The sequence below is a fragment of the Pseudomonas sp. G7(2022) genome (genome assembly GCF_052660475.1).
The window spans coordinates 2831987-2845498 of record NZ_CP109659.1; the positions used below are offsets into that span (position 1 = coordinate 2831987).

Below are 13512 nucleotides of genomic sequence, written 5' to 3' on the forward strand. Positions count from 1 at the left end.
TCGTTGCGAGCGGGTTGTGTAAGTGGTTTGGCAAAGGCAGTACGCGCATGAAAGCGGTTGACCAGGTGGCGCTGGTCGCGCAGTTCGGCGAAATGGTGTTTGTCATCGGCCCCTCGGGTAGCGGCAAGACCACATTATTGAGCATCCTCTCCGGCATCCTGCGACCCGACTCAGGAACGGTGCTGATTAATGGCCTGGACATCTGGAGCCTGAACAGCGACAGATTGGCCGAGCTGCGCCTGGATCACATCGGGTTCGTGTTCCAGGACTATCACTTGTTTTCGCGGTTGACGGCGGCCGAGAACGTCGCCATCCCCCTGATCCTTCGGCATCAAAAATGGAACGATGCGCTTTCGAAGGCCCGCCAGAGTCTGGAGGTGGTGGGCCTGAAGGATCGGGGGAACATCTTGCCCATGAAGCTTTCCGGAGGGGAGCAACAGCGCGTTGCCATTGCCAGAGCCATCGTGGGGGAGCCGCAAATCTTGATAATGGACGAGCCCACGGCATCTCTGGATGGGGACACGGGAAAAATGATCATCGCGTTCGTCAAGGAGAGAGTACTCAATCAGCAACGCTGCATCCTTATTGTCACTCACGATGCACGGATCAACGAGTACGCCGACCGTATCATCTACATGGCTGACGGCCGAATCAGCGAAACCGGGCATGCCATATCGTGAAAAAGTCCCTGCTGTTTACGCTGGCGGTAGTCGGTGTTCTCGGGGGGCTGATCGCCGCCTATCTGCTCGGGCGGACACCGCAGCCGCTGCCGCCCGCCTTCGCACCAGCGAGCAGCAACGATGCCAGCGCGATCTATGCCAATGGCATCATCGAGGGCGAGCAGCCCGGTGGCAGCAATATCGTGATCTATCCGCAGGTGGCCGCGCCGGTAACTCGGGTGTGGGTGCAGGAGGGGCAGACCGTCAACCGCGGGGAGCCGCTGGTCACACTTGACGACGCGGTGCCACGCGCCAATTTCGAACTGGCCCAGGCCAGTCTGGCCACCGCCCGCGACCAGTACAACAAGCGCTTGGCGTCTTACAACATTGATCCGAAATCGATCAGCAAAGATACCCTGGACACCGCGCGCAATTCCGTGACCCAGGCGCAGGCTGCCCTCAAGGCGTCGGCGGCGTTGCTGGCGCAATACCTCATCAAGGCGCCAGCGGACGGTGTGGTGATGACTGTTAACAGCGCAGTGGGCAGTTATGTATCGCCCCAGGGGGCCTATGACGTTTACACCCAAGGGTTCGCGCCGCTGCTGGTCATGAGCGCCGATCAGGCGCATCTGGCTGTGCGCTGTTATGTGGACGAGATTCTGATCGCCCGTTTACCAGCGCCCGAGCACATGCAGGCGCAGATGCTGATTCACGGCACGGACATCCGTGTGCCGCTGGCCTTCGTGCGGGTGCAGCCTTACGTATCGCCGAAAATCGAGCTGTCCAACCAGCGCCGGGAAAAAGTCGACCTGAGGGTGCTGGCGGTGATTTTTCGCTTCGAGAAGAAAGATCTGCCGAACGTCTACCCGGGGCAGTTGGTGGATGTGTTCATAGGTCAGAAGTAATGGAAAGGGTAGACCGGTTACGCCGCACTGGGCGCTTCTACCTTGCACTGAACCTGTTGCTGGGCAGCGGATGCACGGTCGGCCCGGATTTTTCGCCTCCGGCCACGCCTGTGTCAGAGCGCTATCTGAACGAGCCGCTGTCGGGGACTGTTGCTGCGCAGGGCCAGGCTCAACAGTTCGTGCCCGGCGGTGAGGTCACACCGGACTGGTGGCGCTTTTTCCACTCGACGGCGCTTGATGCACTGGTGCGCCAGGCGATCACCCATAACATGACCTTGCAGGCGGCCGAGGCCAGTTTGCGTCAAAGCCAGAACGCGCTCAGAGCCGGTCACGGGGTCTTCTATCCGCAGCTCGATGCCCGCTTCAGCGCGAGTCGTGAGCGCAGCGCGCCGGTCCAGCAAGGGCTGACGACGGCAGGCTCGATCTTTAACGTGATGATATTCAGTGGCACGATCAGCTACACCCTCGATGTCTTTGGCGGCGAGCGACGTGCCGTGGAGGGCTTGCAGGCCCAGGTCGATCGCCAGACCTGGCTGACTCAGGCGGCCTATCTCACGCTAACGGCCAATGTCGTCAATACGGCCATTGCCCGGGCAGCCTATACCGCGCAGATCGAGGCCACGGAACAATTGATCGGTTTGCAGCGCCAGCAGCTGCAATCCACCCAAGTTCAGGTGCGCAGCGGAACGGTGCCTTATTCGGCGACATTGAGCCTGCAGAGCCTGATCGCGACTAACGAGGCCTCGTTACCGGCGCTGAAACAGAAAGTCAGTCAAAGCGAGCACTTGCTGGCCACGCTCGAAGGCGTGATGCCTGCAGAACTCAAACTTCCCGACATTCGGTTGACAGCACTTTCGTTACCGCACGATCTGCCGGTCAGTCTGCCTTCCGACCTAGTGCGCCAGCGTCCGGATATCCTCACCGCCGAGGCGCAATTGCATCAGGCCAGCGCGCAAATCGGTGTCGCCACGGCGGCTATGTTTCCCAGCTTCAGCTTGAGCGGTACCTACGGGGCGGCTGGGTCGTACACCGGTTCACTGTTTGCCGGTGCCGGACGATTCTGGAACTTCGGGCCGTCGATCGATATTCCGCTGTTTCAGGGAGGGCGCCTGTGGTACAGCCGCCAGTCGGCAATTGACGTCTATCAGCAAGCAGCGGCGAACTACCGACAAGTGGTGCTGGAGTCTTTCGCGCAGGTGGCGGATGTGCTCAGGGCAATAGAGCTCGATGCGCAAACGTTACAGAAGCAGGCCGAGGCGCAGGCCGCTGCCCGAGAGGCCTTGAGATTATTGCAGGCCAACCATCGCTCGGGGTTGGTGACCTATCTGGATCTGCTCGTGGCCGACGTGCAGTTGCATCAGGTCGATATTGCTTACCTTCAAGCATTGGCGCAGCGGCATCAGGACACGGTTGCGTTGTTCGTGGCGCTGGGCGGTGGCTGGTGGAACCGGCCCGATACTGGCATTAGCGGAAACTAGGCATGAAATACAGTGGAATTCTGCGCATCGGGTACAAACTCCTAGTCAATGATCGCGCCAAATTCTCGGCGTTACTGGTGGGTATCACCTTCTCGGTGTTCCTGATGATGCAAATGACCGCCATGTTCGCTGGCATCCTGAACCGCGCCTATTCGACGGTCACCAATGTCGGAGCACCGATGTGGATCATCGATCCGGCGGTCAACACCCCGACGATTGCCATCCCGTTGCCGGACTACCTGCTGGACGCAGTGCGCAGCATGCAGCAGGTGGAATACGCCGTCCCGGTATTCATTGGCAGCGCCCAGGTGCGCCTGGAAAATGGCACATATCAAGGGGTTAGCGTGATTGGTCTGGACGACACCAGCCTGCTCGGTCGTCCGGCCCTGGAGCAGGGCGCCATCGAGGATATCTACGCCGAAAACGCGTTCATCGTGGTTCACGATGCTGAATTCGCAAAACTGGGCAACCCTGCCATCGGTACCTCGTTCGAGCTCAACGACCACCGGGGCATCATCGTCGGCATCGCCAGGGTTCTGGTCGGTGGATTGACCGGAGTGCCGACGCTTTACACAACCTACCGGCGTGCCATCGAATACATCCCTACGACACGCTTCACCGTGTCATACATCTTGCTCAAGCCCAGAAGCCGGCAAGGTGAGGCAGCCATCAAGCAGCAAGTGGCGCGGTTGGGCTACATCGCCCTGACCAGGGATGAGTTCAACCGGCGTATTGCCGACTTCTACATCTATCAGACCGGTGTCGGGACCAATATTCTGATGATGACAATCATCAGTTTTCTGGTCGGCCTGTCGATTTCCGGTCAGACGTTCTACAGTTTCATTCTGGAAAACCTGGATAAGTTTGCCGCTTTGAAAGCCATCGGCGCCAAGAACCGGGAGATGGTCTACATGATCTTCTTCATGGCCATGTTCACCGCGATGACCGGTTATGGTCTGGGCATCGGACTGGTGACTCTGATGATCGTCATCGCACGAACCTGTCTTCCCAACTACGCTGCGATCGTCACTTTCTGGAATCTGGGACTGGCGTTTGGTCTGGTGCTGTTGATTGCCGGGTTTTCCAGCTACCTGGGCATTCGCAAGGTGCTGAAGATCGAGCCGTTCGACATTTTCAGAGGCTGAGGCCCAAGAAAAAGCCCCTTGCCGGTTTCCCGGCAAGGGGCATACGTCTGCGGATTCATTCGCCCTTGATCGGCACGACCTTGTCCGCTTTCATCGCTTCGGGTTTTTTCGGCAGCGAGATGCTCAATACGCCTTTGCTGAAGTGCGCATCGATCTTTTCGGCGTCGACCCCTTTGGGCAGGTTGAACACCCGCTCGAAGGAACCGTAGTGACGCTCGCTCAAGTGATAGCCCTTGCGTTTTTCTTCCTTGTCCTCCTTCTTCTCGCCCTTGATGATCAGGCTGCCGTTGGACAGTTTGATCTCGATGTTCTTCTGATCCATGCCGGGCAGTTCGGCGGTGATCTCGAAGCTTTTATCCTTTTCGGTGATGTCCACCGCGGGCATGCTGCGGGAGAACAAGTCACGCGAGAAGAACGGCTCGACATCGAACAGACCACGACTGAAGGGCGATATCAATGACCCGCGGTTAAAGTCCTCGAACAGGTGGTCAACCTGTTGCCGCAGCTTCTCCAATGGGTGCCAGAGATCGGTCGTCACGGGCACCTTGTTCGATTTTGCGTCCGCATGTTCCTGCATTTTTTTCACGGAATTGCTCATTTTCGGTACTCCTCTCGGATGGAAGGCGCAGCGCCGGACGTCCTGTCGGCGAACCGCGCGGACTGAACGAACTCCTTACAACGTCAACGTCCCGGACCACAGCATCCAGCCGGCGTAGGCCGCTGCGGCCCAGATGATGATCAGCAGACCTGTCTCGGGACCACCAAGGGGCTGACCCTCACGGGATTTCAGCGTGCCCAGGTAGATCAGTGAGCCGGGGGCGTAGAGCAAGGCGCTGAGCAGCATGTATTTGGGGCCGGCGGCGTACAGCAGCCAGACGCAATACAGCGTGGCGACCAGCGCGATGGTCAGGTCTCGCACTTGCAGGGCGCGATGACCGGCGTAGGTTTCGCCCTGCCAGGTCATTTTCAGTGCATACAGACTGCTGAGCAGGTAGGGCAGCAGGATCATCGAGGTGGCAAGGGAAATCAGTGCCAGGTAACTGGCGCTCGAATACAGCGTCAGCAGCAGAAACAGCTGGATGCATCCGTTGGTCAGCCACAAGGCGTGGACCGGTACGCCACGGGTGGACTCCACGCCGAGCGACAGTGGCATGACCTTTTCCTTCGCCGGTGTGAACACCGATTCGGCTGCCAGAAGCGTCCAGGCGAGCAGGGCGCCACCGACCGAAACAATCAGGCCGATGCTGATCAGCACGGCACCCCATGGCCCTGCGGCGGCCTGCAGTACGCCGGCCATCGAAGGGTTTTTCAGGGCGGCCAGTTCCGGTTGTTTGAGAATGCCCAGTGACAACAGGGATACCGCAATCAGCAGCAACAGGGTGATGACAAAACCGATGACCGTGGCGCGTCCGACATCGGCGCGTTCTGCGGCGCGGGCAGAAAACACATTGGCGCCTTCGATGCCGATAAACACCCAGACCGTCACCAGCATCGTGCTTTTGACCTGGTCGAGGGTGCTGCCCAGCGCCGGTGCGCCCCAGAAGTCCATGGTGAACGTGTCGCGCCGGAACGCCGCGATCACAAAACCGATGAACAACAGCAGCGGCACGATCTTGGCCGCGGTGCTCAGGGCGTTGGCACGGGCCGCCGTGCGCATGCCCCGCAGGATCATCCAGTGCAACGACCAGAGCACGACCGACGCACCGGCAATCGCTGCCTTGTTATTGCCGTCGCCAAATGCCGGAAAGAAGTAACTCAGCGCGGCAAACAGAATCACCAGATAGCTGACGTTGCCGATCCAGGCACTGATCCAGTAGCCCCAGGCAGAGTTGAAACTGAGAAAGTCACCGCCCAGTGCCCGGGCGTAGGCGAACACACCGTTATCCAGTGCCGGCTGGCGGTTGGACAAACTCTGATAGACCAGAGCCAGGGACAGCATGCCGACCCCGGTGATCAGCCAGCCGATCAGGATCGCCCCGGCCCCGGCGCTGGCGGCCATGTTCTGCGGCAGGCTGAAAATGCCACTGCCGATCATCGAACCCACCACCAGCGCCACCAGCAGGCTCAGCGTCAGGCGCCTGGGCTCGCTCTTGCGCAAACTGCCGGTCAGTGGCGAATGCTGGGCGGGGGTAGCGCCCGGTTGAACGTCTTGCAGTTGAGTAGCCATGACGCGCCTCCACGAGACAGGATGGTCGGCATTGGCCGCGGACGCGGTCATGCGGACCTCGAGGATTAATCTCGGCGAGAAACGCGCAGGCGTGTTTGATTAAAATCAACTGAGAGAAAAACGCCGCGCCGGCCGCGGGTGACGATCAACCGGTCGCGGCTCGCGCCGCAGGCAAGTCGAGGGCTTTCAGCAGCGTTCTGCAGGGAAGGGAAGCAGGAGGGCTTACGCCCGGTCCATTGCTTCGTCCAGCCCTTGTTCTTCACCCAGAAACCCACCGCTTTGATGTTGCCAGAGGCGTGCGTAAGTGCCGTTTCGTTCCAGCAGCTCGGCGTGGGTGCCTTGTTCGATGATGCGGCCCTCGTCCATGACGATCAGTCGGTCCATGGCCGCAATCGTCGACAAACGATGGGCGATGGCGATGACGGTCTTGCCCTGCATCATGTCATCGAGGCTTTCCTGGATGGCGACTTCGACTTCGGAGTCCAGGGCACTGGTGGCCTCGTCGAGCAGCAGGATCGGCGCGTTCTTGAGCATCACCCGGGCGATGGCGATACGTTGCCGCTGACCGCCGGACAGCTTGATGCCGCGTTCGCCCACCAGCGTGTCGTATCCGGTGTGTCCCTGGCGGTCGCTCAATTGGCTGATGAAACCGTCTGCCTGGGCGCTGATCGCCGCGCTGCGGACCTGCGCATCGGTGGCGTCCGGGCGACCGTAGGCGATGTTGTCGCGAATCGAGCGGTGCAGCAGCGACGTATCCTGCGTGACCATGCCGATGGCGCTGCGCAGACTGTCCTGGGTTACTTGCGCGATGTTTTGCCCGTCGATGCGAATCGTACCGCTGTCCACGTCATAGAAGCGCAGCAGCAGGTTGATCAGCGTTGATTTGCCGGCACCGGAACGACCCACCAGACCGATTTTTTCCCCGGCGCGGATGTGCAGGCTCAAGCCGTCGAGCACCTGGCGCTCACCGTTGTAGTTGAAGTGCACGTTGTCGAAGGTCACGGCGCCGCCGGAAGGCACCAGCACGCCGGCGTTCGGCGCGTCCTGCACTTTCGGGCCCCGGGTCAGGGTTTCCATGCCGTCCTGCACGGTGCCGATGTTTTCGAACAGCGACGTCATCTGCCACATGATCCAGTGGGACATGCCATTGATCCGCAACGCCATGGCGGTGATTGCCGCCACCGCACCCGCGCCGACCTGGCCCTGGTGCCAGAGCCAGAGCGCATAACCACCGGCGCCAAGAATCAGCCCGACCACCAGTGCCTGATTGACGATCTCGAACTGGCTGACCAGACGCATCTGGCGAAAACCGGTGTGCTTGAAATCCTCCATCGCTGCGCGCGCGAAATGCGCTTCACGGTTGGAGTGCGAGAACAATTTCACCGTGGTGATGTTGGTGTAAGCGTCGGAAATCCGCCCCGTCATCGAGGAGCGTGCATGGGCCTGTTCCTGCCCGACCTGTCCCAGACGCGGCACGAAATACAGCATCGCCAACCCGAACAGCGCGACCCAGGCAAGAAAGGGCAGCATGAGTTTCAGGGCAAAACCACCGGCCAGTGCGATGATCGCAATGAAGTAAACACCGATGCCGGGGGCAATTTCGATGACGGTGAACAGCACTTCGCGCACCGCCAGCGCGGTCTGCATCACTTTGGTCGTGACCCGGCCGGAGAATTCGTCCGAGAAGAACGAAAGGCTTTGTCGCAGCATCAGGCGATGGAAGTCCCAGCGCAGCCGCAGCGGTAGATTGATCGCCAATATCTGGTGCTGCACCATCGTGCGCAACGCCACCAGACCGATGCTGGTCAGCAACACAATGGCGATGCCCCACAACACCCGACGCTCCTGCGCACTCTGGGCGCCACCGGCCTGCCAGGCCGAGAGCAGGTCCACGACTTGCCCGAGAAACGAAAACAGCCAGGCCTCGTAGATCGACACGCCGGCACTGAGCAGCGCCAGCGCAAGGACATAACCCCGGGCACCCCGGGTGCAGGCCCACAGAAAACGCAACAGGCCTGCGGGCGGTGGCGGTGCCTCGTCGGGTGGGAAAGGGTCGAGCCTGCGTTCAAACACGCGAAGCATAGTGGTCTCCGAAATGATCAGTTTCAGGGGAGTATGCCATTTTCGTCATTGGCCCCGGATAAGAGGACAACAGCCGCACGGCCGAGTTTGACCGCAGGGCGGTTCTCAATACTAACCAGCAGGCACGGAGCAGCGAGGCGTAACGGGCAGTCTGGCGATCCCCGGCTTATGGCACAGATGGATCATGGCCAGGCTCAAAGCAGGTCTTCGGGCTGCATCGTCAGAATGATTTTTCCGACGTTTTCAGAAGACTCCATTCGACGGTGAGCATCTGCAGCCCGTGATAACGCAAACGTGCTATCGACGACTGGCTCAAGGCTGCCGGCACCCTCGAAGCGATCAAGCCAGTGCTCGCGGAAACGCTTGATCATGGCGTGCTTCTCCGGTTGCGTGCGGGACTTCATGACCGTGCCGATGATTTGCAAGTGGCGGTAAAGAATGTCCTCCAGCGCCACCGTCATGTTGCCGCCTCCGCCAAGGATGCCCACCTGAATCAGGCGACCGCCGTGTGCAAGGGACGCGATGTTGCGGGCGAAGTAGGGCTCACCGATAAAGTCGATGATCACATCGACACCGCGACCCTGGGTTTTGTCGGTGATCACCTCAGCGAAATCCTGCGTCTTGTAGTCGATCGCCACATCAGCGCCCAAATGCTCGACACGCGCCAACTTGCTGCGATCGGTCGTCGCATACACCGTGGCACCTGTGGTGTAAGCCAACTGCACAGCGGCGGAGCCGACGCCGCCAGCGGCCGCGTGAATCAACACCGAATCGCCAGCCTTGAGCCGAGCCAGATGCATCATTGCTTCATGGGCTGTGACGAAGACCTCGGGAATGGCCGCCGCCTGTACATAATCAAGCTGTGCCGGGATGTGCATGGCCATGCGGTAATCGATGCGCGCCAACTCGGCGTAGGCACCGCCGCCGACCACGCCCATGACTCGATCTCCCACCTCGAACCCCGTCACCGAGCTCCCTCTGCCGATCACTTCGCCGGCGATTTCCAGACCGATGATCAGCGAGTCGCCAAAATTCGGATGCCCGTACCCACCGGTCCGGTGAGTCAGATCTGCACGGTTCACCCCGGCGGCATAGACACGCACCAGCAGGTCGTCCGGACGGACTTCAGGATTGGCAACCTCTACGAGTTCCAGGACGTCTGGCGCACCAAACTCTTTGATGTTGATGGCTTTCATTCAGTTGTTCTCCGTTTCGTTGAACGTGGCGTTGGCGATAGCCGATGCGGTGATGGCGCCAGGGAAGCCTACATAGAACGCCAGGTGCGTGATCGCCGCCGCCATTTCGTCTTGGGTCACACCGTTGCCAGCCGCCCGGCGTAAGTGAGCAGGCAACTCCTCCGAGTGACCACCGGCAATCAATGCCGCCACGGTGATCAGGCTACGGTCGCGCGGGGACAGCGCCGGATCGCTCCAGATGTGCGGATAAAGCGTTGAGTCGACGAATTGCGACAGCTTTGGCGTGAACGCGCGCGCGGCTTCCCGAGGACTTTTGAAATTGAGCTTGGACATGGGCGAGTTCCTTAAACCTGGCTGATGAATTTGTGGGTGAGATAGTGCTCGATGCCTTCAATGCCGCCTTCGGAGCCGTGACCGCTTTCTTTCATGCCGCCGAACGGGAGCTCGGTCGCGACGATGCGATATTGGTTGATCCCGATCATCCCGGCCTCCAATCCGTCGGCAACGTCAATGGCCGTGCGCGCGCTGGAGGTGAACGCGTAAGCGGAGAGTCCGTAGGGCAGGCGGTTGGCTTCTTGCAGTCCATCGGCCAGTTCATCGAACGGCATCAGTACGGCGATGGGGCCGAAGGGTTCTTCGTGCATGACGCGGGCGTTCATCGGCACATCCGCCAGAACCGTGGGCTGGAAGAAGTAGCCTTCGCCTGACAAGGCTTCACCACCGACCAATACCCGTGCACCTTTCTCAACGGCATCGGCGACCAGCTCTTCCATCTTGGCCAGCTGTCTTGGGTTGGCCAACGGTCCGACTTGTGTGTCCGGATGCAGGCCGTCACCGATTCTCAGCGCTTGGGTCGCAGCGACAAACTGATCGACAAAGGCTTGATAGGCGCCACGCTGGATCAGAAACCGGGTGGATGAAATACATACCTGCCCGGTGCCGCGAAACCGGTTGGCGACGCCCTCAACGGCAGCTTTTTCAATGTCGGCATCCTCGAAGACCAGCACCGGTCCGTGCCCACCCAGTTCAAGGGTGATGGGTTTCACGCCTTCGGCAGCGCGTGCAGACAGCAGGCGCCCGATCGGCACCGAACCGGTGAAGGTCACTTTGCGAATGATCGGCGAAGCGATCAGATGGCTGGACACTTGATCCGGTACGCCAAAGACCACTTGCAACACACCCTTGGGCAATCCTGCATCGTCGAGTGCACGCGCCAGGGCCAGCGCTGTAGAGGGGCTTTCTTCACCTGGTTTGAGAATGACGCTGCAACCGGCGGCCAGTGCTGCCGAGAGCTTGCGTGCCGGGGTGATGGCCGGGAAATTCCACGGTGTGAATGCGGCCACCGGGCCGATGGCCTGGCGTTTGACCAGTTGCAATACGCCTGGACGATTGGACGGGACCACACGGCCATCGATACGCCGGGCGCTTTCGGCGAACCATTCGAAATACTCCGCCGCGCGGGTCACTTCATCCAGGCTTTCATTCAGCGGCTTGCCTTCCTCCAAGGTCATCTGCGCGGCAATCTGCGGCGCACGTTCGAGGATCAGGTCAGCGGCACGCTTGAGGATCTTGGCGCGTTTGTCAGGCACAGTCTGACGCCATTGTTCGAAGCACAGGCGAGTCACTTCAAGGGCGTGATCAAGGTCGTCTGCGGTGGCGAGTGGGACGCGTCCGATTTCCCGACTGGTTGCCGGATTGACGACGGCGGCAGTATCGCGCCCTTCGGCACTGATCCATTCACCACCGATGAAAAGATAAAGCGGATCGTAGGAAGTCTTCATGCTGTGTCCTTCAGTTGGTTGTCAGAGATTCGTATGAAACCCGGCGCCTGATCGGGCGGCCTGTGCAACCCAGTCTATGGAAGGAGAGCCCATCGATTTAGACGGGCCAAAGGGAATCATTGTTGTCGGCAGAGGTAATATCGAGCCGCGGGCCGAACGTGTAGCATCCGGAAAAAAGCGGGTTGTCACGGTGAGCGTCAGATCTACAGGAAGGTCGCGATGGATAAGCTTTCGAACATGTCGGTGTACATAAAGGTTGTCGAGATGGGCAGTTTCACGGCCGTGGCCAATCATCTGGACTCAACGGTGGGTAACGTATCGCGTGCTGTCTCCGCGCTTGAAAACGTGCTCGATGCGCGCCTGTTGCAACGCTCGACCCGACGCCTCTCGGTCACCGATGCGGGGCGACGATTCTATGAGCGCTGCACGAAAATTCTGGCTGATCTGGAGAGTGCCGAAGCCGAAGCCAGCAATGCCGCGCTGGAGCCTCGGGGAACAATGCGTGTGCATTGCGTCCCCGGGCTGGCTCGGCATCTGGTCACGGGGGCGGTGCTGGAGTACCGCCGGCAGTTCCCGGAGGTGACGGTGGATTTATTGCTCTCGCAACGCATGCCGAACCTGTTGGAAGACCAACTGGATGTCTCGATTCTGATTGCTCGAGCGCTACCCGATTCGGCGTACGTCAGCCAAAAGATCGGTGTCAGCCATTGTGTGCTGGTGGCGTCACCTGACTACCTGGCCCGACATGCGGCTCCCGAGACGCCTGAAGACCTGCGTGATCACCAGTGTCTGCTGTTGGGCACCGTGGATTATGTGCGGGATGAGTGGCAGCTCAGGAGCAAGGCGGGGGACGCGACGTTTGTCCCGACAGGGCCAAGTTTCAGCGTCAACGATATGGATGCGATGGCACATGCCATTCGAGAGGGGGCGGGGATTGGTTTGCTGGCCGGGTTCACGGCCATCGAGGATTTGCGTTCCGGGAAGCTTGTGCGGGTTCTGCCTGACTACCACACCTATGAGCGCAACGTTTACGCCGTCTATACCTCCCGGCAGTTCGTCGATGCAAAAATCACGCGCTTTATCGACACGTTGAAGGATCGGGTTGGCAGTCTGCTGGCAGCCACGGCCAAAGAGCTTATCGATTGAAATCCTGGTAGGTCATGTGCGTCGGTACGACTGCACAAACATCCGGCACCGGGTCTTCAGAGTTGACCTTGGCGACATCAAGGTGGCTGCCGTAGGCGTATTGCTCGATCTGTCGAGTCTTTGCAGGACCGTCGTGTGCCGCTGTCACAGAGCTGAGGGTATGCGAATGTTCGATTAGTGACTATATGTTTCATTGGTCACGATTTGTAAGTCCTCGAGAGGGTGAGTAAGCTACGCCCATGAATCAGCCATCCCTATCTTCGCCCGGCCCTCGTGGCCCAGTCGATCACGACATTCGTGATCAGATTGTCGCGGCAGCCAATGAACACTTCAGCCAATACGGCTATGGCAAAACCACGGTTTCCGATCTGGCCAGGGCCATCGGTTTTTCCAAGGCGTACATCTATAAGTTCTTTGATTCCAAACAGGCGATCGGCGAAGCGATCTGCTCAAACTGTCTGGGCCAAATCGTTGCAGCGGTAGAACAGGCTGTTAACGCAGAGGCGATTTCGCCGACCGAGCGTTTCCGCCGCCTGGTGAAAACCGTGATAGCAACGGGTGTGGACCTGTTCTTCAATGATCGCAAACTCTACGACATCGCTGCATTTTCCGCCGGGGAGCGCTGGCCCAGTGCCCAGATGTATGAAGACCAGATCAAGCGCTTTATCTTCGACATCGTGCGTGAAGGGCGGGAGCTCGGAGAGTTCGAGCGCAAGACCCCACTGGACGAGACCGTCGAGGCGATTCATCTGGCCTTGCGCCCCTTCGTCAACCCGTTGCTGCTGCAGCACAATCTGGATTTTATCGAGGTAGCGCCCACGCTGACCTCCAACCTCATTCTGCGTAGCCTGATGCCCTGAGCTAACTCGGATCACCAGTTCAGGTGAGCTGAGCCAGAGCGCGACATCCCCCAACCGGATTTCCTGTTACCGGCACATGCGTGCCGGTACGGC

Annotated in this window: 13 protein-coding genes; 6 read left to right on the forward strand and 7 right to left on the reverse strand. The window is 59.7% G+C overall.

Annotation, left to right across the window (positions count from 1 at the left end):
* Positions 1 to 47: 47 nt before the first annotated feature.
* The 4 genes from NE357_RS12745 to NE357_RS12760 are packed head-to-tail and all read left to right on the forward strand — an operon-like array spanning position 48 to position 4187.
* Positions 48 to 680, forward strand: coding sequence for an ABC transporter ATP-binding protein (locus tag NE357_RS12745; protein WP_249314414.1), 633 nt, complete (start codon positions 48 to 50; stop codon positions 678 to 680).
* Positions 677 to 1564, forward strand: coding sequence for an efflux RND transporter periplasmic adaptor subunit (locus NE357_RS12750; RefSeq protein WP_169430155.1), 888 nt, complete (start codon positions 677 to 679; stop codon positions 1562 to 1564). Before NE357_RS12745 ends, NE357_RS12750 begins: the two co-directional genes overlap by 4 nt.
* Positions 1564 to 3042: an efflux transporter outer membrane subunit gene (locus NE357_RS12755; RefSeq protein ID WP_169430156.1), complete on the forward strand. Its 1479-nt coding sequence runs from the start codon at positions 1564 to 1566 to the stop codon at positions 3040 to 3042. The genes NE357_RS12750 and NE357_RS12755 overlap by 1 nt, the downstream gene beginning before the upstream one ends.
* A 2-nt stretch (positions 3043 to 3044) precedes the next feature.
* Positions 3045 to 4187 carry an ABC transporter permease gene (locus NE357_RS12760; protein WP_169430157.1) on the forward strand — a complete coding sequence of 381 codons (1143 nt, stop codon included), beginning with the start codon at positions 3045 to 3047 and terminating at the stop codon, positions 4185 to 4187.
* A 55-nt stretch (positions 4188 to 4242) separates the two neighbouring features.
* Here NE357_RS12760 and NE357_RS12765 read toward each other — a convergent pair whose 3' ends face one another.
* The 6 genes from NE357_RS12765 to NE357_RS12790 form a co-directional block, all read right to left on the reverse strand.
* On the reverse strand, positions 4243 to 4785 hold the full coding sequence (locus tag NE357_RS12765) for an Hsp20/alpha crystallin family protein (RefSeq protein ID WP_169430158.1): 543 nt from the start codon (positions 4783 to 4785) through the stop codon (positions 4243 to 4245).
* Positions 4786 to 4860: 75 nt separating this feature from the next.
* Positions 4861 to 6354, reverse strand: coding sequence for a basic amino acid/polyamine antiporter (locus tag NE357_RS12770; RefSeq protein WP_169430159.1), 1494 nt, complete (start codon positions 6352 to 6354; stop codon positions 4861 to 4863).
* A gap of 222 nt (positions 6355 to 6576) precedes the next feature.
* Complete coding sequence (locus NE357_RS12775; RefSeq protein ID WP_169430160.1) at positions 6577 to 8436, reverse strand: ABC transporter ATP-binding protein; 1860 nt, start codon at positions 8434 to 8436, stop codon at positions 6577 to 6579.
* A 194-nt stretch (positions 8437 to 8630) separates the two neighbouring features.
* Complete coding sequence (locus NE357_RS12780; protein ID WP_169430161.1) at positions 8631 to 9632, reverse strand: NAD(P)H-quinone oxidoreductase; 1002 nt, start codon at positions 9630 to 9632, stop codon at positions 8631 to 8633.
* Complete coding sequence (locus tag NE357_RS12785) at positions 9633 to 9965, reverse strand: carboxymuconolactone decarboxylase family protein (RefSeq protein ID WP_169430162.1); 333 nt, start codon at positions 9963 to 9965, stop codon at positions 9633 to 9635.
* A gap of 11 nt (positions 9966 to 9976) precedes the next feature.
* The gene (locus tag NE357_RS12790) at positions 9977 to 11413 is read right to left on the reverse strand and encodes an NAD-dependent succinate-semialdehyde dehydrogenase (protein WP_169430163.1); all 1437 of its coding nucleotides are present in this window, start codon (positions 11411 to 11413) and stop codon (positions 9977 to 9979) included.
* 219 nt (positions 11414 to 11632) lie between these two features.
* Here NE357_RS12790 and NE357_RS12795 point away from each other — a divergent pair, with 219 nt between their 5' ends.
* Entirely contained in the window at positions 11633 to 12559 is a 927-nt protein-coding gene (locus tag NE357_RS12795) for a LysR family transcriptional regulator (RefSeq protein ID WP_169430164.1), read from the forward strand.
* On the opposite strand, the gene NE357_RS12800 is transcribed toward NE357_RS12795, so the two are convergent.
* Positions 12549 to 12707, reverse strand: coding sequence for a DUF2790 domain-containing protein (locus NE357_RS12800; RefSeq protein WP_249314416.1), 159 nt, complete (start codon positions 12705 to 12707; stop codon positions 12549 to 12551). The genes NE357_RS12795 and NE357_RS12800 overlap by 11 nt on opposite strands.
* A gap of 91 nt (positions 12708 to 12798) precedes the next feature.
* Here NE357_RS12800 and NE357_RS12805 point away from each other — a divergent pair, with 91 nt between their 5' ends.
* Entirely contained in the window at positions 12799 to 13419 is a 621-nt protein-coding gene (locus tag NE357_RS12805) for a TetR/AcrR family transcriptional regulator (RefSeq protein ID WP_169430165.1), read from the forward strand.
* Positions 13420 to 13512 lie beyond the last annotated feature (93 nt).

Bases quoted from the DNA above. Each gene is read 5' to 3' on its own strand.
- NE357_RS12745 (WP_249314414.1), top strand. From the start codon at position 48: ATGAAAGCGGTTGACCAGGTGGCGCTGGTCGCGCAGTTCGGCGAAATG.
- NE357_RS12755 (WP_169430156.1), top strand. From the start codon at position 1,564: ATGGAAAGGGTAGACCGGTTACGCCGCACTGGGCGCTTCTACCTTGCA.
- NE357_RS12760 (WP_169430157.1), top strand. From the start codon at position 3,045: ATGAAATACAGTGGAATTCTGCGCATCGGGTACAAACTCCTAGTCAAT.
- NE357_RS12765 (WP_169430158.1), bottom strand. From the start codon at position 4,785: ATGAGCAATTCCGTGAAAAAAATGCAGGAACATGCGGACGCAAAATCG.
- NE357_RS12770 (WP_169430159.1), bottom strand. From the start codon at position 6,354: ATGGCTACTCAACTGCAAGACGTTCAACCGGGCGCTACCCCCGCCCAG.
- NE357_RS12775 (WP_169430160.1), bottom strand. From the start codon at position 8,436: ATGCTTCGCGTGTTTGAACGCAGGCTCGACCCTTTCCCACCCGACGAG.
- NE357_RS12780 (WP_169430161.1), bottom strand. From the start codon at position 9,632: ATGAAAGCCATCAACATCAAAGAGTTTGGTGCGCCAGACGTCCTGGAA.
- NE357_RS12785 (WP_169430162.1), bottom strand. From the start codon at position 9,965: ATGTCCAAGCTCAATTTCAAAAGTCCTCGGGAAGCCGCGCGCGCGTTC.
- NE357_RS12790 (WP_169430163.1), bottom strand. From the start codon at position 11,413: ATGAAGACTTCCTACGATCCGCTTTATCTTTTCATCGGTGGTGAATGG.
- NE357_RS12795 (WP_169430164.1), top strand. From the start codon at position 11,633: ATGGATAAGCTTTCGAACATGTCGGTGTACATAAAGGTTGTCGAGATG.
- NE357_RS12805 (WP_169430165.1), top strand. From the start codon at position 12,799: ATGAATCAGCCATCCCTATCTTCGCCCGGCCCTCGTGGCCCAGTCGAT.